The sequence below is a fragment of the Paraburkholderia aromaticivorans genome, assembly GCF_012689525.1.
GTDB classification, from domain to species: domain Bacteria; phylum Pseudomonadota; class Gammaproteobacteria; order Burkholderiales; family Burkholderiaceae; genus Paraburkholderia; species Paraburkholderia aromaticivorans_A.
This window is the reverse complement of the sequence record NZ_CP051516.1, coordinates 1,398,420-1,418,637: the sequence shown is the minus strand read 5'-3', so window position 1 is coordinate 1,418,637 and position 20,218 is coordinate 1,398,420. Positions and strand designations below refer to the sequence as shown.

Annotated in this window: 11 protein-coding genes; all 11 read right to left on the bottom strand. The window is 62.5% G+C overall.

All coding sequences use genetic code 11. From position 1 onward, the window contains the following. Position 1: 1 nt before the first annotated feature. Positions 2-1,939 (bottom strand): extracellular solute-binding protein, encoded by a 1,938-nt coding sequence (locus HF916_RS34275; protein ID WP_168793248.1) that lies wholly within the window; start codon positions 1,937-1,939, stop codon positions 2-4. A 282-nt stretch (positions 1,940-2,221) separates the two neighbouring features. Further along, complete coding sequence (locus tag HF916_RS34270) at positions 2,222-4,966, bottom strand: TonB-dependent receptor plug domain-containing protein (RefSeq protein WP_168793247.1); 2,745 nt, start codon at positions 4,964-4,966, stop codon at positions 2,222-2,224. A gap of 303 nt (positions 4,967-5,269) precedes the next feature. Further along, the gene (locus HF916_RS34265; RefSeq protein WP_012432476.1) at positions 5,270-5,845 is read right to left on the bottom strand and encodes a helix-turn-helix domain-containing protein; all 576 of its coding nucleotides are present in this window, start codon (positions 5,843-5,845) and stop codon (positions 5,270-5,272) included. A 297-nt stretch (positions 5,846-6,142) separates the two neighbouring features. Then, positions 6,143-7,327 carry a tetratricopeptide repeat protein gene (locus HF916_RS34260; RefSeq protein ID WP_168793246.1) on the bottom strand — a complete coding sequence of 395 codons (1,185 nt, stop codon included), beginning with the start codon at positions 7,325-7,327 and terminating at the stop codon, positions 6,143-6,145. A 9-nt stretch (positions 7,328-7,336) separates the two neighbouring features. Continuing rightward, positions 7,337-7,765 carry an ExbD/TolR family protein gene (locus HF916_RS34255; protein ID WP_011487696.1) on the bottom strand — a complete coding sequence of 143 codons (429 nt, stop codon included), beginning with the start codon at positions 7,763-7,765 and terminating at the stop codon, positions 7,337-7,339. 58 nt (positions 7,766-7,823) lie between these two features. Continuing rightward, on the bottom strand, positions 7,824-8,246 hold the full coding sequence (locus HF916_RS34250) for an ExbD/TolR family protein (RefSeq protein ID WP_012432473.1): 423 nt from the start codon (positions 8,244-8,246) through the stop codon (positions 7,824-7,826). Positions 8,247-8,258: 12 nt separating this feature from the next. Further along, positions 8,259-9,167 carry a MotA/TolQ/ExbB proton channel family protein gene (locus HF916_RS34245; protein WP_168793245.1) on the bottom strand — a complete coding sequence of 303 codons (909 nt, stop codon included), beginning with the start codon at positions 9,165-9,167 and terminating at the stop codon, positions 8,259-8,261. 76 nt (positions 9,168-9,243) lie between these two features. Further along, on the bottom strand, positions 9,244-9,954 hold the full coding sequence (locus HF916_RS34240) for an energy transducer TonB (protein ID WP_168793244.1): 711 nt from the start codon (positions 9,952-9,954) through the stop codon (positions 9,244-9,246). A gap of 985 nt (positions 9,955-10,939) precedes the next feature. Then, positions 10,940-16,834 (bottom strand): excinuclease ABC subunit UvrA, encoded by a 5,895-nt coding sequence (gene uvrA / locus HF916_RS34235; protein ID WP_240975795.1) that lies wholly within the window; start codon positions 16,832-16,834, stop codon positions 10,940-10,942. A 301-nt stretch (positions 16,835-17,135) separates the two neighbouring features. After that, positions 17,136-18,692 carry an amino acid racemase gene (locus HF916_RS34230; protein WP_168793242.1) on the bottom strand — a complete coding sequence of 519 codons (1,557 nt, stop codon included), beginning with the start codon at positions 18,690-18,692 and terminating at the stop codon, positions 17,136-17,138. 155 nt (positions 18,693-18,847) lie between these two features. Beyond that, positions 18,848-20,161, bottom strand: coding sequence for an MFS transporter (locus tag HF916_RS34225; RefSeq protein WP_168793241.1), 1,314 nt, complete (start codon positions 20,159-20,161; stop codon positions 18,848-18,850). Positions 20,162-20,218 lie beyond the last annotated feature (57 nt).

Here is a 20,218-nt window from a genome sequence, read left to right as displayed (position 1 = left end):
CTCAGTGAGCCGTAGCGGCCGTAGCCGCGGTGGAAGATGCGGTCTGGGCGGCCGGCGTTTTCGTGTACCAGTAGTCGATCACCCAGTCTTCGTAAAGATACGACATCGGCACTTTGGCAGGATGGCCGAGCGTCGACTTGTAGCCGATTCGCGCGCCCGGTGCGTAATATTCCGGCACCAGGTAGAACGAATAGATCAGCACGCGATCCAGTGCGCGGGTCGCCGCTTCCAGGTCGTCGAGATTGTCGGCGGAGAGCGCCGAGTGAATGAGCGAGTCGACCGCTTTGGAGCGGATACCCGGATAGTTTTCCGAGCCGACCTCCAAGGCCGCCGCGCTGCCGAAGCGGCGCGTCAATTCCGCGCCGGGAATCGTCACCGGCGGATAGATGAACGTGGTCATGTCGTACTCGAAGTTATCCAGCCGCTTCTGGTACAACGCGCTATCGATCTCGCGCATATGCGCCTGAATGCCGAGCATGCCGAGCGCCTGCATATACGGCAGGATCAGGCGATCCATGCCGGGCTGATCGTCCATGATCTCGATCGTCATCGGCGTGCCGTTGGCGTCGCGCAAGGCGCCGTCGCGATAGTGCCAGCCGGCTTGCGCCAGCAGATCACGCGCCACGCGCAAGTTGCCGCGCAACGAATCCGGTGCGATCGTCGTGGGTTGCCTGAGCATGGGACCGAACACTTCCGGCGGCACGCTGGCTCTCAATGGTTCAAGCAAGGCCAGTTCCTTCGGACCGGGCATGCCGGTCGCGCCGAACGGGCTCGCTGCGAAATAGCTGCTGGTGCGCCGGTATTGACCGTAGAACATCTGGCGGTTCATCCAGTCGTAGTCGAATGCCATCGTCAGCGCGTGGCGCACGCGCGGATCCTGAAACATCGGCTTGCGCAGGTTCATCAGCATGCCTTGCATCTGCGCGGGGCCGTCGGAGAATTCCCCCCTTTTCAGCAATCCATTGTCGAAGTTCTTGCCGACGTATTTACGCGCCCATTGCGTCGCGCTGTATTCGACAATCGCGTCGGCATCGCCGGCCTTGAACGCTTCCAGTTGCGTGTAGTGATCGCGATACAGTTTGAAGGTGATGCGCGCGAAGCGGAACATGCCGCGCCGCGACGGCAGATTCGCGGCCCAGTAATCGGGGTTGCGGCGATAGGTGATCTGCTTGTCGTTCTTACGCGACTCGATCAGATACGGGCCGCTCGCAATCGGCGGCTCGTTCGCGATCTGGTCGAACGGTAGACGCGTGCCGTCCGCGCGCATGCCCCACTTCGGCGAGAAGATCGGCAAATCGCCGGCGATCAGCGGTGCGTCGCGCTCGGCGTGCCTGAATTCAAAGCGGATCGTGTTTTTGTCGATCACGCTCGCGCTTTTGATGACCGAGAACTGCGCATTGAAGAGCGGCGAGGCCTTCGGGCTCGTCAATGTGTCGAACGAGTATTTGACGTCCGCTGCGGTGATCGGATCGCCGTTCGAAAAGCGCGCGGCAGGATTGAGGTGGAAGGTGGCCGAACTGAGGTCCGGCGCGACCTCGACATCGTCGGCGATCAGCGGATACTCGGAGGCGAGTTCGTCCCAGCTGCGCTGCATCAGCGTATCGAACATCAGATGCAGAATGTCCGGCGCGGGCGCACCGCGAACGAGAAACGGATTCAGCGAATCGTAGCTCTGCAGTTCGTCGAAGTTCTGGAAGCTGAGCTTGCCGTCGCTCGGCGCCGTGGGATCCGCGTAGTCGAAGTGCGTGAAGCCGGCGGGATACTTGGGCTCGTCGTATTGCGCAATCGAGGGCCGCGCCTGCGCGCAGACCGCGCTCAATGCCAGACACGCCCCTGCGCACAGCGCGATTCGCGCGGCGGTGCCAGGCCGCCGCATTGCCACAACCACGGCCGCAGCAGTCCGCACGCGGCGCGGCCAGCGAAACTTCACAAGTCTCATCTTCGGAATGCGTAAGAACGCGCGCCGGCTTCAGGCCGGCGCGCGGTAAATCGAATCGGCGCGAGCGACGGCCTGACGCCGTCGCTCCCGTAGCTTTCCCCGCTAGCGCTGCGCCGCAGCTGACTGGCCGCCGCCGCTCGCCGTGGTCCTGAACGAGCATTGTGCACGCGGGCACTCCAAAGTACGTCGCTAACAAAATTGCGCCGCTCCGGCACCAATGATGGAAGCCGGAGCGGCCAGCCGACTAGACAGACTGCGGGTGCATCACAAGCATCAAGGACTTCAGAAGCGGTACGACGCACCGACCTGGAAGAAGCGGCCGATGTTAGTGTAAAGCGACTGGTCGTAGCCCGTGATATCCGGGGTGGCCTGCCACTCGACGTCGAACGGCGGCTTGCGATCGAAGATGTTGTTGATACCGCCGTAGATCGTCCAGTTCTTGAAGCCGCGATACGTGGCCATCAGGTTGAACTGGCTGTACGACGCCACCGACAGCGTGCCGCCGTCGCCGAACTCGGACGCCACCGCGTTGGTGTACGGGCCGGTGTACTGCCACGTCAGCGTGGTGGTCAGCTTGCGGTAATCCCACGAGAGGCTGGTATTACCCTTCCAGCGCGGATTGGACGCACCGAACGGCTGCAACAGCGCGAGGTTGTTGCCAGCGAAGTCCTGCGTCGGCGCACCCGGGCTATTCAGCTTGAAGTGCCACACGTAGGCCCAGTCGCCTGCCAGCGTGAACGTGCCGTACTTCGTGCCCACCGACTTGCGGAAGTTCATGTCGAAGCCGTCGGTGTCGAGCGAACCGAGGTTGACGAACTGTTCCTTGATGAAGGCCACCGTGCCGTCCGGATTGCGGATCACGCTCGACGGGTTGTTCGCATCCATCACCGCGTTCGGATCGTCCGTGCCGATCACGCCGTCAATGTGGATCTTGTAGAACGCCGCACCGATATCCGTCGACGAGTCCGGTGAAAGCTGGAAGCCGATGTTGTAGTTCTTGGTGTGCTCAGGCTGCAGCGCCGGATTGCCGTTGACCTGTTCCGTCGTGAAGTGCTTGGTCGGCGTGCCGCTCGGGTCGTTCGGGTCAACCAGGTTCTGGTGAGCCAGATAGGTTGCCTGCGAGTTTTCGACCAGCGTCGGCGCACGGAAGCCGCGGCTATACGATGCGAACGCCGTGACAGACCGCACCGGCTGGAAGCGCAATGCGAAGCTCGGCGAGAACGCGCCACCGAAGTCGCTGTAGTGGTCGTAGCGGCCCGCCTGCGTAAACGTCAGGTTGTGGATGATCGGAATATCGACCTGATAGTAGACGGCAGCCACATTGCGCTCGCCGTCGACCATCTGCACGTTGGCCGGCGCGGTAATCCCAAGCGCGCTATACGTGCGCGAGTTGATCAGGTTGCTTTCGTGACGGAATTCCGTACCGAAACCGACACCGACCGGGCCACCTGGCAGATTGAACAGGTTGCCCGTCGAGGTCTTCGCCGTGACGCTGTCGAGCTTCGAGATCGCCTGATCGTAGTCGTTCTGGAACACGCCGTTCAAACCATTCGGCGTGGCCGACGGGTTCGAGAAATTGAACACGCCGTTTTGCAGAATGTTCTCGACGCCTGCAACATTCAGCGCGTTGCCGTAGGTCGTGTCGACCGTGCTCTGCGAATGGCCGTAATCCGCGGACCAATCCCAATCGCCGAATTTGGCGGTGGTGAACGAGCCCTTCACACCGGTCGATGCACGCCAGAACGTCGACACCGTATCCGCCGACACGGTGTTCGGGAACGTGTAGTTGATCAGCGTGGGCACGCCGAACGGGTTGTACGGGTTCGTGCCCGAGACCGTGCGCGACAGCGGCAAGGCCGAACCGGTGGCCGGGTTGAACGCGTTGGTCTGGCTGCTCAACACCGCCGAACCTTCGTTCTGCACGGTCTCGTTGCGGCTCACCCAAAGGTCGGCATAAGCCTGCACATCGTCGTTGATCTTGAAGGTGCCGCGCACTTTCGCGTTCAGGCGCGTGATCGCCGGCACCAGCGAAGTGGCGCTGGCCGGATTCGATTTACACGTGGACGCGCCGTTCGCCGACACGCTGCCCGGAGGGCAGGGGCTGAGCGCCATGTGGGTGCCGTCGGCCGTGGTCCAGTACGACTGCTGGTTCGGACCGAGCGGGCCCGCGAGGCCGCCCGGGAACTGGCTGAAGTCCTGACCCGCCGTCATGTCGCGATCGCCGAGCGACGAGCCGGTGTCGCGGTAGTAACTCGCGGCGGCCGTTACGTTGAAGCGGTCGCTATTCAGATCGCCGATACCGCCGAGCACGCTGAAGTTACCCTGCCCGTCGCCTGGATGCTGCGCCTTGCCGAGCTGGCCATCGATCTGCAGACCCTGGAATTCCTTCTTCGTGATGATGTTGACCACGCCCGCAATGGCATCCGACCCGTACACCGAGACCGCACCGGTCTTCACGATGTCGATGTGGTCGATCATGTTGAGCGGGATCGAATTCACGTCGAAGAACGTGTCGGTGAAGTTCACCGCCTTGCCGTAATTCGCCACCCGTTGCCCGTCCACCAGCACCAGCGTGTACTTCTCGCTCAGACCGCGCAATGCAATGCCGCCACCGCCTTGCGCGGAGCTGTTCATCGTCGTTTGGCCCCAACTGCTCCCCGAGTTCGCGGACGTGCCGCGCAGGAAGTCGGCCACGGTCGTATAACCGCTTTGCTGGATTTCCTTGGTCGTGATGGTCTGAACTTCCGTGTTGCCGACCTTGTCCGACGTGCGGATCAGCGACCCGGTCACTTCAAATTTCTTGAGTTGCTGAACCCCTTTGCCCGTCGGCGTCGCGGTGTTGCTATCCGCGGACGGCGTGGCAGCCGTGCCCGTTGCCGGGGTGCTTTCCGTCGTCGTCGCGCCTGCCGCCGTGCCGGTGGTGGCCGGCTGGCTTTGTGCAAACGCCGGTACGGCGATTACGGCCGACAACGCCAGTTCAGCCCAGACTATTCTTCTAATGGCCAGCGCCAATGCCCTTTGTTTCATTTTTCCCCTTCTCGCTCGTCAGTAAGGCCACAGCAGTATGTGAAGAGTGGTCTCGTGAACCGCTCTACTCGATATACGGCGATCTTGCGCCGCGTTCCGTTAAAGCAACATCAAATAAGTCAGTGTCGGACTACTAATTTATTGCAATCGGAATGCGCAGCGCTTTCCAATTGATGCCATTTCTACTGCTACGCGAGTGGATTTCGCCACGTGTAGTCCGGGCTTCCCAAATCGCGGGTATACACTTAAGTAATGCTTACAAATATCGAGTGATCTATTTTTTCTAAAGCATGGCCCACGGCGCTAAAATAATCTTGGCGTCCCCACCCACACGACCACCGCTTCTTCACGCGCGGTATTGGACCAGGAGTGCGGCACGGTAGACTCGTAATGCGCGGTGTCGCCTGCCTGCAATACGAACGTTGTGCCTTCCAGCGTGAGCGAGATCTGGCCGCTCATCACATACAAGAATTCTTCACCGGCATGCGTTGTGACTTCCGACGGGTTCTGTCCCACCGGCATCCTGACGAGGATCACTTCCAGCTTGCCGCCGACCGACAGGTTCGTCAGCCTTCCAAACAGATTGGCGGTTCCGTCAAATCCGAAGTACTTCAACTCACTTCCTCTACGCACCGACTTGTCTTCGGTCGGCGTATCGACGAAGTACTGCACCGTGACACCCAAAGCTCGCGCAATACCGACTAGCGACGTAATCGAAGGTGTTGCGTGACCCCGTTCCACCTGCGACAAAAAGGGCTTGGAAATGCCCGCGGTCGTTGCCACTTCATCCAGCGTGCGACTGAGCCGTTGGCGCAGCGCGCGGATTTTGCTTCCTATAGAGATTGCAACATGTGCCTTGTTATTAAGTGGCAAGACCATAGCAAGACAGAATCCCGTAGTCAAAAATAGTTTGATATATGCAAATTATGTTTCATGGAGCGCAACGTTCTCTCTAAACGTCTCTGATAGGCCAGTTGACAGTCCGCCATGGATAACCGCATCAATTGGTTATCCAGAAGACTTTCCCAATGCTCAACAATCCATTTAGTAGTTGCGACTGCAACCCCACATCGATATCGGGGAGGGTCCCACATTAATTGGGACGAGCGCGCTCCCTCGTGTCCGCCGCGAGGGGACGCGCCTCATCTGCGAGAACTTAAAGGGAACGGAGTGCTCTTATTTCGACGCCACCAGCACCCACAAACGCGCGAGGTCGGCGGAGCCATCGGTGCCTTTCACCGCACGGAAGGTTTGCACCGCGCGAGCCTTGTCGCCCGCGGTGTAGTACGCCACACCGAGATGCAACTGCGCCTGGTCCGGATGGTCGATTCCACCCTGGGCGATCGCGGCATCCATCGCCGCCAGACCCTGCTTCGCCTGCCCCGCGAAAACCTGGTTGAAACCCATATCGACGGGGGCAACGGGGTTCGCCGGATCGGCGGGCGCTTGCGCACGCTTGGCCGCGAGTGCCTGCAGGCGTTTCTCGCGATCCGCCTGCGCGTCACGTCCCAGTACGCCCGAAGTAAAGCCTTGATCGATGACCTGCTTGCCTTCCGCGGCGGTGCCCGCCACGATCGCCAACTGGGTCATTTCCATGTAGTCGTCGGCGGTCGACAGCGAGCCGGTGGCGCGACGCAGGCGATACGTGTCGATATCGAGCTTCGACGAATAGCCCGGCTTATTGCGAATCGCCGAGAACAGATCGTCCCAGTAAGACTGCTTCGGATGATAGGCCACCAGCTTTTCGAGCGTGCTGCGGTACGTGGCATCGTCCTTCACGCGTTGCGCACACGTGCCGAGCAATTGCAGTTGCGATTCGTCAGGCGCGCGACCGGCATGCACCTGCGCATCGATGCCGGGCTTGAGCAGGCTCACCACGCTCGCGCAATCGTTCGACAGGTAGTAAGACTGAACCAGCAGCGTGCGCATGTCCGGATCGCTGCCACCCGACTTCAGATAACGCTGCGCCACCTTCGCCGCCTGCGCATAGTTCTTCTGCTGGAAGTAGATGCCGGCCAATGCCGCCGACGTGCGCTGCTCGTCGGCGCCGCTCAGCTTGCCGGAACTCAGCAACGTTTCGTAAGCCTGGGCAGCCACGCCGGTTTCACCCGCCGCCGCCGCTGCCGCGCCACGCATCTCCTCGATCAGGGTGCTTTCGTACGGCGTCTTGCCGGGCACAGCCGCCGCCTGATCGATCTTCGTCAGCGCGTCCTTGTACTTGTGCGCGCGATACAGATCCTGTGCGGCATTCAGCGGCTTCGCCACATCCGGCCGCAAGGTATCGGCGGCATGAGCGGCGAGCGGCAGCACGAGAGCGGCCGCGATGACGGCGCGCTTGAACCGGTGATGAATCGTTTGCATTGCCCTTCCCTATTGCATGTACTGCTCATTGCCGATCAGGCCGATCTTGGTCGCGCCCAGTCGTTGCGCGGACGCCATGACCTCCGCGACATCCTTGTACGGCACCAGCTTGTTCGGCCGCAGATGGATTTCAGCCTGAACCGGTTCGGCAGCCACTTGCGCGAGCCTCGATTCGAGCGCCGCGCGGTTCGGCACCGGCTGGCCGTTCCAGGTCGTGGTGCCGTCGAAGTCGATATCGATCTGCACCACTTCAGGCTGCGTGATCGGCGGCGGCGGATTGCCGACCGGCAGGTTCATCTTGATGGCGTGCGTCTGGATCGGGATCGTGATGATCAGCATGATCAGCAACACCAGCATCACGTCGATCAGCGGCGTGGTGTTGATGTCGACCATCACGTCCGGTTCGCTGCCGCCGCCCGACGATACGTTCATTCCCATTTTCGGCTCCTGTCGATCGGACTTGGCGCTTTAGCGCTTAGTCCGATCCCACGCAAAATCAGCCGCCGCGCGCGGGCGGCTCAGTGATAAACGAAACCTTGGCGATACCGGCGCGCTCGCACTCGGTAATGACCCGGCCGATGAATTCATAACGCGCGCTCTGGTCGCCGCGAACATGCACTTCCGGTTGCGGCGTCATGACCGACACGGTTTTCAGGCGTGCCAGCAGCGTCGGCGCGTCGACCTGCTTCTCGTTCCAGAAGAAGTCGCCGTCGCGGTTGACCGCGATGACGATACTTTTGGGCGTGGTCTGCAGCGGCTGGATCGTCTCCTTCGGCAATTGCACCGGCACCGTATGCGTCACGACCGGAATCGTGATCAGAAAGATGATCAGCAGAACCAGCATCACGTCGACGAGCGGCGTGGTGTTGATACTGGAGATGACCTCGTCGTTGTCGTCCTGCCCAACGCTCATTGCCATGACGGACTCCGCTTATTGAACCAGCGACGCTTCACGAGCCACGGCGCGCGCCGGGCGGCGGCTGCCGGCCAACAGGACGGTATGCAGCTGCGCGCCGAATGCGCGGACACGTTCCATCACCGACTTGTTGCGGCGAACCAGGAAGTTGTAGCCGAGCACCGCGGGCACCGCCACCGCGAGACCGATCGCCGTCATGATCAGCGCCTCGCCCACCGGACCCGCGACCTTGTCGATCGAAGCCTGGCCGGCAATGCCGATGGCCGTCAGCGCGTGATAAATCCCCCACACCGTACCGAACAGCCCGACGAACGGCGCCGTCGAACCCACCGTGCCGAGGAACGCCAAACCGTCTTGCAGACGATTCGACACGTTGGTGATCGCACGCTCCACCGAGGTATCGATCCACGTGTTGCGGTCCACGGCTTCGAGCAGTGCTTCGTCGTGATGCTCGCCCGCCTCGATAGCCGTTTCTGCGATGAAGCGGAACGGCGACGTCTCGTCGAGCAGCTTCGCGCCTTCACCCAGCGACGGCGCGGTCCACAGCTGCTCGTCGGCGCTTTTCGCGCGGCGGTTCGCACGGAACTGCTCGAAGAACTTGGTGATCATGATGTACCAGCTGCCCATCGACATGAGCACCAGCAGAATCAGCACGAAACGCGCGACGAAGTCGCCGTTCTTCCAGAGGGCGCTAAGGCCGTACGGGTTGCTGACGGTTTCGGACGTAGCCGGCGCCGGCGGCGGCACTGCTTCGTCGGCGGCCGCGCTCGCGGTTTGCGGCGCGGCGGTCGCCGGTGCGGCGGCAGCCGACGCCGTGGCGTCGCTAGCCTGCGCATGGGCCATTTGCGGTGCAACAAAGGTATCCACCGTGGTTACGGCGATCAACATGCTTGCCGCCAGTGCGGCGAGAGTACGCTTCTTCATGCCTGCTCCAAGTTCATTAGTACAACTTCTAAACCAAGACTGATAAATCGCTACCGGTACCGAACAGCCTGTGAATTCAGTTCAGGTTAAACGAGAACGGAACTTGCACACGGACAGCCTGGCCTTGGGAAACGCACGTAAACTGCTTGACTGCGTTGAATGCGGCACGATCCAGTGAGGAGTCGTCCGAGGATTTGGCAACGCGTTCGTTCGTAATATGGCCTTGCGGGTCGACAACGAATTCAATGAGAACATCACCCGTCACGTTGTTTTCCTGCGCTTCCTTCGGATAGCGGATCGACGAACGGATCTGATCCGAGTTCGGACACACGACTCCGACTTCGGTGCTCACAGGCTTCGTCGGCGCGGGCGGCGCCGGCGGTGCGGGCGGGGCCACGGCAGGCGCCGACACCACCGGTGCGGCCTGATGCGTAATGGTCGGCTGCGGGGGCGCTTGCACCTGCACTTCCGGCGGCGGCACGAACGGCGGCGGCGGAGGCGCGAATTTCGGCGGCGGCAATTGCACCGTGGGCAACGGCGGCGGAGGCGGCGGCTTCACCGGTTCGATGATTTTCGTTTCGATAGGATGCTGAATGACCTGCACGACCTTGGTGGCAAGGCCATTGATCAGTGCATAAATCAGCACGATGTGCAAAAGCAGAACAACTGCAATGCCGCCAAAGCGGCGTACTGGGTTTTGCTGCTTACGCCCAAACTCACGCGGGCGCCCCGGCCTCTCCATACGGGCCGCTGCTGCCGGAAAATGCCCTTCGACTTTCGTACCCACCTTTACTCCTCCGGCGTGAACCGTCCATTTCTGTAACTGCAGTGCGCTTACCTGCCGCAAACAGCATTCACTTCAACCATCTGGCGACCAGTGGTCTTTGATTCGGAGTCCAAAACGGACGTGACACTACCCGGCTCCGATCCGACGACACGGACGCGTCTTCAGGAGACGGTGGCCGTGTGTCATGCGAGCCGAATAACCGATATAAGTAGAACTACTAATAGATTAAACTTGAGCCGTTCGCTTCTGCCTTGCATGAACGCTGGAGACAACCTGATCTCTATAACTCGTAGCGCCTGGAACTTTTTGCGCGTACGTCACATGCGTTTCATGGGTGGCAACGATAGCAGGACAAAAAATGTACGGTCAAACTTTTTTTGATGACAACATACTTAGTTTAGAGAAGTAACTCTAACTCATGCCGAATTCGCGCCGCTTTAAAAGAATAAGCGTATGTGGAACAGATAAGCATTCGGCTGTTTCTGCCCGACAATTGGGAATTCGCTGCACGTTCGGCGTGCATTGATGCACAAAAAACTGCTGGCCGAACGTCTGATCCGCAACGCGAAAGTCCCGCTGGGCAGGCGTTTCGACGCCCTCGCAGCGTGACTTGCGTGGATCGCGGGAAGGACGTTTGTTGTGTTGATCGGTGCCGGGGTGTGACCGCCGCCGAAGGCGAGACGATAGCAGAAGGCCAGAAGCCTTTAAAAAAAAATTTAGCGGTATTTACGACACTCTAAATGCGCATCTCAATTGCGTCTTGTATTGAATTACAAATAAATTCCAATTGATTACATAAAGCCAACAACTCGAATAAAGCTGAGTGCGAGCGATGTCGGCGCGACCTTGGCGTGCCATGCAAGGCAATTTCGCGCAGAGCGGATGCCCTCGCCAGAGTGACATGAATCATGAGTCGGCAAACTCTTGCCGGTTCAACAAACGAGCAAGCAGGAGCGGCGCGACATGATCGCGCCGCTCTGCTGCATTAACCGTTCGTGCCCTCGCCTGCCACGACAGCGCTGTTCTCACGCGATCGCGCGAGAACCGGCCGCAATGCGGACCCCGTATGACTCGCCACAACGCGCGCCAGTCCTTCGGGATCCGTAGCGGCGACGATCGACCCGCCGCCCACGCCGCCTTCCGGACCGAGGTCGATGATCCAGTCCGCCTCGGCGATCACATCCAGATCGTGCTCGATGACGACGACACTATGGCCGCCGTCCGCGAGACGATGCAGCACGCGGATCAGCTTGGCGACGTCCGCCATATGCAGGCCCACGGTCGGTTCGTCCAGCACATACAAAGTATGCGGCGGCTTTTGCCCACGCCGCGTGATGTCGTCGCGCACCTTGCTCAATTCGGTGACGAGCTTGATACGCTGCGCCTCGCCGCCCGACAACGTGGGCGAAGGTTGACCCAGCGTGAGATAGCCGAGCCCGACGTCTTTCATCAACTGCAATGGATGAGCGATGTTCGTGATAGGCGCGAAGAACTCGACGGCTTCGTCGATTTCCATGGTCAGTACGTCGCCGATATTCTTGCCGCGCCACGTGACCGCGAGCGTCTCGGGATTGAAGCGCTGCCCGTGACACACGTCGCAAGGCACCTTCACGTCGGGCAGAAAACTCATTCCGATGGTGCGCACACCCTGCCCCTCGCAAGCCGGGCAACGGCCTTCGCCGGTGTTGAACGAGAAACGCGAGGCCGTATAGCCACGCGCGCGCGCTTCGAGCGTGCCGGCGAACAGCTTGCGGATCGCGTCCCACACGCCGATGTAAGTGGCCGGACACGAACGCGGCGTCTTGCCGATCGGTGTCTGATCGACTTCCAGTACGCGGTCGATGGTTTCCCAGCCCGTGATCGCATCGCACCCTTGCCACGCATGCGTCACGTTCAGCGGCGCGCGCGGCGCCGTGCGCGCCAGCACGCTGGAACGCCGGTTCGCTGCGGGCTTTTCCTCGGCCGCCGCACGCGCGCGCCGCGTGGCCGGCGATGACAAAACCGAACGTCCGACGGCATCCAGCAGGTTGGTCATCAGCACGTCGCGTGCGAGCGTCGACTTGCCGGAACCGCTGACGCCGGTGACCGCCACCAGCCGCGAGAGCGGAATGCCGACCGTAACGTTGCGCAAGTTATGCAGCTTGCCGCCGTGCACAGTCAGCCAGTTTTCCGGCACCGCGGCCGTGCGCTTGCCCGGCGCGACCACTTCGCGGCGCGGCTGCAACGGGTGCACGATGGGCTGCGCGAGAAACTGTCCGGTCAGCGAATCGGGCTGCGCCGACAGGTCGGCCACACTACCCTGCGCGACCAGCGTGCCGCCGCGTTTGCCCGCGCCCGGCCCGATGTCGATGATGTGATCAGCACGCCGAATCGTGTCCTCGTCGTGCTCGACGACCACCAGCGTATTGCCCTTTTCACCGAGCTTGCGTAAAGCGTTCAGCAGAATCTGATTGTCACGCGGATGCAGACCGATGGTCGGTTCGTCGAGCACATAGCACACGCCTTGCAGGTTGCTGCCGAGTTGCGCGGCAAGCCGGATGCGCTGCGCTTCGCCGCCTGACAGGCTCGGCGCCGCGCGATCGAGACTCAGATAGCCGAGTCCCACTTCTTCGAGGAACTGCAGGCGACTGCCGATTTCGCTGACCACGTCACGCGCGATTTCCGCGTCGCGACCGGTCATTTCCAGCGTGCCGATCCACGCGCGCGTGTCGGACACGGTCCACTGCGCGACATCGACAATCGCCTGCGCGTCGAACGTGACGGCACGCGCGGTGGGGTTCAGACGCGTACCGGCGCAATCCGGACATGGTTCGTCCACAAGACCTTCGGGTTCCTGCTCTTCCGACGGCAGGCTTTGTTCACGGCCGCGATTGTCGTCGACGACGATCGTATCGTCGTACACCGCGCGTTGTTCACGCGTGAGCGCGAGGCCCGTGCCGACACAGGTCGTACACCAGCCATGCTTGCTGTTGTATGAGAACATGCGTGGATCGAGTTCGGGATAGCTCGTGCCGCACACCGGACACGCGCGCTTGGTGGACAACACCTTCACGGCGCCGAGCTTTGCCGTGGGATGGCCACCGCTGATCGCGTCGTGCAAACCGTCCAAGGGCGCCAGCATATGCATCACGCCCTTGCCGACTTCCAGTGTCTGGTCGAGTGCCTGACGCAGCTCGGCTTCGTTATCCGCCGACACGACGAGATCGGCCACCGGCAGTTCGATCGTATGCTCACGGAAGCGGTCGAGCTTCGGCCACGGGTCCACCGGCACGAACTCACCATCCACGCGCAGATGAGTATTGCCGCGCGCTTTCGCCCACTTCGCCAGATCGGTATAGACGCCCTTACGGTTCACGACCAGCGGCGCCAGAAAACCGACATGCTGCCCTTTGTGATCGCGCAACAACTGCGCCGCGATCGACTCGACGCTTTGCGACGTGACCGGCGTGCCGTCGTGGATGCAATGCTGCAAACCGAGCTTCACATACAGCAGACGCAGGAAGTGCCACACCTCGGACGTAGTTGCCACGGTACTCTTGCGGCCGCCGCGTGAGAGCCGCTGTTCGATCGCGACGGTCGGCGGAATGCCGTACACCGCGTCGACCTCGGGACGCCCCGCCGGCTGCACGATGGACCGCGCGTAGGCATTCAGCGATTCGAGGTAACGGCGCTGCCCTTCGTGGAACAGAATGTCGAATGCGAGCGTGGACTTGCCCGAACCGGACACGCCGGTAATCACGTTGAATTTGCCGTGCGGAATGTCCACGTCCAGCGCTTTCAGGTTGTGCTCGCGCGCATTGACGATGCGCACCACGTCCTCGCCTTCGATCGCCCGGCGCGCACGCGCGGCGCTCAGCGCCTTTTGCAGCGGAATACCTTGCGACGCCGGTCCGGCCGCCGCGTTCATGGCGCGGTCGTATTGCAACAGCGCTGCGCCGGTATGCGATTCCGGACATGTTTTGACATCTTCCGGCGTGCCGACGCACAGCACGCGGCCGCCGCCGTCGCCGCCCTCGGGACCGAGGTCGATCAGCCAGTCGGCCGCGCGGATCACGTCGAGATTATGCTCGATCACGATCAGCGAATGACCGCTCGCGAGCAGCTTGCCGAACGCCTGCATCAGCTTGGCGATGTCGTCGAAATGCAGGCCGGTGGTCGGCTCGTCGAACATGAACAGACGCTTCGCGACAGGCTGCTTCGCGCTGCGCGCGGTGCGCGCCTGCGCCGATTCCGCGAGGAAACCGGCGAGCTTGAGCCGCTGCGCCTCACCGCCCGACAGCGTGGGCACCGGCTGGCCGAGCTTCACATATTCGAGGCCCACGTCGACGATTGGCTGCAGCACGCGCAATACTTCGGCATCTTTGGCGAAATACGTGGTGGCTTCGCTCACCGTCAATTCCAGCACGTCGGCAATGCTCAGCGCGCGCGCCGGTTCACCCCGCTCGATCTTCACTTCGAGCAGTTCCGCGCGATAACGGCGCCCGTCGCAATCGGGGCACCGCAGGTAAACGTCGCTCAAAAACTGCATTTCGATATGTTCGAAACCCGAGCCGCCGCAGGTCGGGCAGCGGCCGTCGCCCGAATTGAAACTGAACATGCCAGGGCCGTAACCGCGTTGCTGCGCGAGCGGCGCCTTGGCGAACAGTTTGCGGATTTCGTCGAACGCGCCGACGTAACTCGCCGGATTCGAGCGCGCCGTCTTGCCGATCGGCGACTGGTCGACGAACACGACGTCGGTGACCTGATCGGCGCCGCTCAGGCTTCTGAATGCGCCCGGCGATTCGGTCGCGAGACCGAAGTGCCGCGCCATGGCCGGATGCAACACGTCTTGCAGCAGCGTGGATTTGCCGGACCCCGACACCCCCGTCACGCAGACGAGCCGCTCCAGTGGAATCTCCACCGTGACATCGCGGAGATTGTGTTCCGTCGCGCCTTCGAGGACGATGCGCGGCGTGGTTGCATCCACCGGACGCTGCGACCAATGCGCCGCATCGGCCACATGCCGGCGCCCACTGAGATACTCGCCGGTGAGTGTGCCAGACGAACGGATCGCTTCGGGCGCGCCGTCGTAGATGATCGAACCGCCGCGTTCGCCCGGCCCCGGACCCATGTCGATCAGACGATCCGCCGCGAGCATCACGGAGGGATCGTGTTCGACCACCACCAGCGTATTGCCCGCATCGCGCAAACGGTGCATGGCTTCGACGATGCGGTTCAGATCGCGCGGATGCAAGCCGATGCTCGGCTCGTCGAGCACGAACAATGTCTTGGTGAGCGACGTGCCAAGCGCCGTGGTCAGGTTGATCCGCTGCACTTCGCCGCCCGACAACGTGCGGCTTTGCCGGTCGAGCGTCAGATAACCGAGGCCCACGTCGCACAGATACTTGAGGCGCGTGCGCACTTCGGCGAGCAGCAGTTTCAGCGCGTCGTCGAGCAAGGCGCTCGGCAAGCTGATTTCGTCGAAGAAGCGCCGGATGCGCTCGATCGGCATCAGCATCAAATCATGCACGGTCAGGCCCGGCAACGCCTCGAGTTGCCCGCGCGTCCAGTCAACGCCGCGCGGCAGGAAGCGCTTCTCGGCCGGCAGCACGTCGTCCGCATTCGCCTTGCTGCCGAGACGCCACAACAGCGATTCCGTTTTCAGGCGCGCGCCGCCGCAGGTTTCGCACGGCGTATAGCTGCGGTACTTGGACAGCAGCACGCGAATATGCATCTTGTACGCTTTCGATTCGAGATACTCGAAGAAGCGTTTGACGCCGTACCAGTGGCTTTGCCACTTGCCGTTCCAGTCCGGCGAGCCGTTGATGACCCAGTCGCGCTCGGCGTCCGTCAGTTCGCCCCACGGCGTGCCGCGGCGGATATCGGCTTTCGCCGCGTAGCGCATCAGATCGTCCTGGCACTCCTTCCATGCGGGCGTTTGCATGGGCTTGATCGCGCCGTCGCGCAGCGTCTTGCGCGCGTCCGGAATCACCAGCCCGAGGTCGACGCCGATCACGCGGCCGAAGCCCCGGCAGACTTCGCACGCGCCGTAGGCCGAGTTGAACGAGAACAGCGCGGGCTGCGGGTCGGCGTAGCGCAGATCGCTTTCCGGACTGTGCAAGCCGGTGGAGAAACGCCAGATTTGCGGTTCGGCCTCCTGACTTTCCGGCCCTTCCGATGACGCCGGCAGCACATAAATATTGACGCGCCCGCCACCGCGCTTGAGCGACGCCTCGATCGCCTCAACCACCCGCTGCTTGTCCACGGAACGCAGCCGGAAACGGTCGGCCACCACGTCGAGCAGCTTGCGCTTGCCGGTGGGCGAATCGACTTCGCGCTGCGCCTGCACGCGCGTGTATCCGCTGGCCGACAACCATTGCTCCACTTCCTGCTCCGACGCGGATTCCGGCAACTCGACCGGGAACGTGACGACGAGCCGAGGCTCGCTCTCCGCCGTACGGTTTAGCAACTCGGCGTAGATCGTTTCCGGCGTGTCGTGGCGCACCTGATGAGCCGTCTTGCGGTCGAACAGTTCGGCGGCACGCGCGTAGAGCAGCTTCAGGTGATCGTTGAGCTCCGTCATGGTGCCGACGGTGGAACGCGAACTGCGCACCGGATTGGTCTGGTCGATCGCAATCGCCGGCGGCACGCCGTCGACGCGGTCGACTTGCGGCCGGTCCATGCGGTCGAGAAACTGCCGGGCGTAAGCGCTGAATGTTTCGACGTAGCGCCGTTGCCCTTCCGCGTAAAGCGTGTCGAACACGAGGCTCGACTTGCCGGAACCGGACGGGCCGGTGACGACCGTCATTTCGCCGGTTCGTACGTCGAGGTCGACGTTCTTGAGGTTGTGCTGGCGTGCGCCGCGAATCTTGATAGTGCCGTTTGTGCCGTTAGATGCCAATTTTTTTCCGACCGTCTGAATGAGTGAACCACCTCTCACGGACGCCTCGCGACCGCGCAAGTTCGGTGCGGCTGGCTGGCGGGAACGCACGCCGAAGCCCAGCTCGCAACGGGATACTATACTGTATATTTATACAGTTTTCCATGACGCGGCACGCTGGTGACTTGGAAGCGCGTCATGCGGTGACCGGCAGCGAAAAACGCGCGCCGCTCAGCACGGCAGCAAGCGTTGTGCCGATCGGGACGAGCGGGGTTTAGCGCCGCTCGAAGCGGCGTGGGAAGCGTAAAGAGGCGCTATCGCGCTAGGCTTTTGCAAGGCGCCGAAAGGTCGGGATGAGCGCATCGCTCTTAACGGCAAACGCTTTCCGCGCCGATCGGCCCGCTGAAGGCACCGTAGCCCCCGGCGTCGCATCCAGCGCACCGCTTTCCCCCAGCGCATACGCCACGCACCGCTTCGCCAGCACCTCGGTCGGATCGACAAGCCTGACGACCAATCCACCCGCGCACGCCAGCGTCGCAGCGCGCAGCAACAGCGGCAACTCGGTACAGCCCAGCACGATCACCTGCACGCCTTGTGCGACCAGATCGTCGACGGCAGCGGCGAGATCGTCGCAGCACTCGCCCGACGTGAAGCCCGCCTTCGCCCCCTTCGGTCCGTAGATGGCGTTCATCAGCCGCGCCTGTGCCGCCTCGCCGGGCGCAACCTGCACGAACCCTCGCGTTTCAAGCGACCGTTCATAAACGCGGCTCGCCAGCGTCCCCGAGGTGGCGAGCACGCCGACTTCGCGCAGCCCCGGAAAACTCTCGTGCAGATAATCCACGGTACAGGTCAGCATATTCACAATCGGAATGCTGAGCGAAGGCTGGATCCGCTCGACGAACGCATGCGCCGTGTTGCACGGAATCGCGATGAGGTCCGCGCCGCCGTCCTCGAGCGTCTTGCAGGCGGCATACAGCGCGAGCGTCGGATCGGCGCCGTTGCCGAGCAGCGCGGCCGTGCGATCCGGAATCTGCGGATTCTGCTCGACCATGATCTTGATGTGGTCCTGATCGCACGCGGCGGGCGTATTGCGCACCAGCTTGCCCAGGAAGTCGACCGTCGCCGCCGGCCCGACGCCGCCCAGCACGCCCACCTTGAAGCGCCGCTCCTGCTGCGAAAATTGGGCTGCCGCGACATAGCGCGCGTAGACCAGATTGGCGTCGACGAGCGGCACTTCGAGTCGGCCGAGCGAGCGCGCGACCAGCGCGATTTCGGCGAGCCCCGGCAGAATGATTTCCGCGCCCTGTGCGATGAGGTCCGCGCACGCCGCGCGCAACAACTCGACCGGGCGTCCATAGAGACGGCCGTTCCTGATGCCTTCATCGCTGTAGACGGCGCTCGTCACGCAATCGACGCCCGCTTCGTTGCGCGGATGCAGCACGTCGAACCGCGCGGCGTCGAAATAACGCTCGAAGAGGCCGTTATCGCGGATGGCGTCCGAAGTCAGCACGCCGATCCGGCGCACCGACGGAAACGCCTGGCGCACGTGCGCCAATAGCGCCGTCATGATGTTGACGACCGGCACGGCGACGTTCGCCGCGAGTTCATCGATGAAGGTATGGCTCAGGAAACATGGCAGCACGATTGCCTCGACGCCGCGCTTTTCGAACGCGCGCATCGTGTCGAACACGTGAATCTTGAACTGGGCGTTCGCCTCGCTCTGCGCGGCCGGCCCATGCCAGGACTGCTGCTCGAGAATCAGATCGTAGGGCCGCGCCGCGCCCGGCCGGTCCCAGGCGGCGGTCAACCGGCACAGCACATCGGCGCTGGCGAGTTGCGCCGCGCCGGTCACGACGCCCAGTGAACGATAGCGATTCATGATGGCTTCCCCCCGTCGTCATTTTTTGCCGCACCTTGATGGTAGGCGGCTTTCGCGCGGTTGAGGATGACATTAAGTGCGCCGGCTATGACGTGGGGTTAACCACGAACGACAAATTACCTTGTGTTTCCCGCATGGCCCGTCCCGGCAAACGTCTAGGCCGCTTCAACGACGCCGTGCGTCGCGCCGCGCTTGCGGCGCTCCAGCGTGCTGATGCACACCAGCGATACGCCGGCCAGAACACTATAGAACACGGCCAGCGGCCACCATGCGCCCGGATAGCGATGCGCGAGCAACGTCCCGATCAGCGGCGTCAGACCGCCGGCCAACGCGGCACACACCTGATACGACAGCGAAATCGCCGAGTATCTGACGCGCACCGGGAACGCGGTCGACATGAAGCCTGCCATGACTGCGTAGGAGCTCGACATGCACATCACCGCCAGCGCAATGCCGATCACGATCGCCACCGGCCGCCCGGTCGAAACGAGCGCGAACATCGGATAAGGCGACAGCATCGCCAACGCGGCCGCGCCCTTCAGAAACCGCCCTGTGCCGATGCGTTGCGCGAACCATCCGGAACCGAGTTGCGTGAACAACTGGATGAACGCGACCACGAACAGACAATCGAGAATCAACGAACGGTCGAGGCCGAGCGTTTGCGTCGTGTAATTGAGCATGAAGGTGTTGACGAACCATGCGCCGGCCACGCCGATCACGTTCGCGCCGAGGCACAGCAACAGCGTGCGCCACGCGTCGCGCACGACCTCGGCGACGGGCAGCGCGGCCACGCGCCGTTGCGCCTTGAGCGCCTTGAATTCCGGCGATTCGTCGACACCCACGCGGATCAGCAGGCCGACCACCAGCAGTACCGCGCTCGCGAGAAACGGCAGGCGCCATCCCCAGCTGAGAAACGCGTCCTTGTCCATCGAGGCCACCGCGCGGAACGCGAGCAGCGACAGGATCAAGCCCGCCGGACTGCCGAGTTGCGCGAACGACGCGAAGAACGTGCGCCGTCCCTGCGGTGCATGTTCGCTCGCCATCAGCACCGCGCCGCCCCACTCGCCGCCGATCGCAATGCCTTGCGCGACCCGCAGCAGCACGAGCAGCACCGGCGCCCACACGCCGGCGCTCGCATAGGTCGGCAGGAAACCGATGCCGACGGTGCCGATGCCCATGATCGCTAGCGTCGCTACGAGCGCTTTCTTGCGGCCGATGCGGTCGCCCAAATGGCCGAACACCAGCCCGCCGAACGGTCGCGCGAAGAAGCCGACCGCGAAGGTGCCGAACGAAGCCAACGTGGCGAAAAACGGATCGCTGCCGGGAAAGAACAGCTTGCCGAATATCAGCGCGGACGCCGTGGCGTAGATATAAAAGTCGTACCACTCGATGGTGGTGCCGACAAAAGCCGCGGCTGCGGCGCGTGTGGGTTGCCGGGCTGCGGCGTGGTCGTTTGACTCGCGATTCATGTCTCTGTCTCCAAGGTCTTTCTTCTGGATGGCGCGGCTTCTTCGTGCCGTCGCCGG

What these genes read in the sequence shown, in the direction of transcription:
- HF916_RS34275 (WP_168793248.1), bottom strand. Translation starts at nt 1,939, where the DNA reads ATGAGACTTGTGAAGTTTCGCTGGCCGCGCCGCGTGCGGACTGCTGCG.
- HF916_RS34270 (WP_168793247.1), bottom strand. Translation starts at nt 4,966, where the DNA reads ATGAAACAAAGGGCATTGGCGCTGGCCATTAGAAGAATAGTCTGGGCT.
- HF916_RS34265 (WP_012432476.1), bottom strand. Translation starts at nt 5,845, where the DNA reads ATGGTCTTGCCACTTAATAACAAGGCACATGTTGCAATCTCTATAGGA.
- HF916_RS34260 (WP_168793246.1), bottom strand. Translation starts at nt 7,327, where the DNA reads ATGCAAACGATTCATCACCGGTTCAAGCGCGCCGTCATCGCGGCCGCT.
- HF916_RS34255 (WP_011487696.1), bottom strand. Translation starts at nt 7,765, where the DNA reads ATGGGAATGAACGTATCGTCGGGCGGCGGCAGCGAACCGGACGTGATG.
- HF916_RS34250 (WP_012432473.1), bottom strand. Translation starts at nt 8,246, where the DNA reads ATGGCAATGAGCGTTGGGCAGGACGACAACGACGAGGTCATCTCCAGT.
- HF916_RS34245 (WP_168793245.1), bottom strand. Translation starts at nt 9,167, where the DNA reads ATGAAGAAGCGTACTCTCGCCGCACTGGCGGCAAGCATGTTGATCGCC.
- HF916_RS34230 (WP_168793242.1), bottom strand. Translation starts at nt 18,692, where the DNA reads ATGAATCGCTATCGTTCACTGGGCGTCGTGACCGGCGCGGCGCAACTC.
- HF916_RS34225 (WP_168793241.1), bottom strand. Translation starts at nt 20,161, where the DNA reads ATGAATCGCGAGTCAAACGACCACGCCGCAGCCCGGCAACCCACACGC.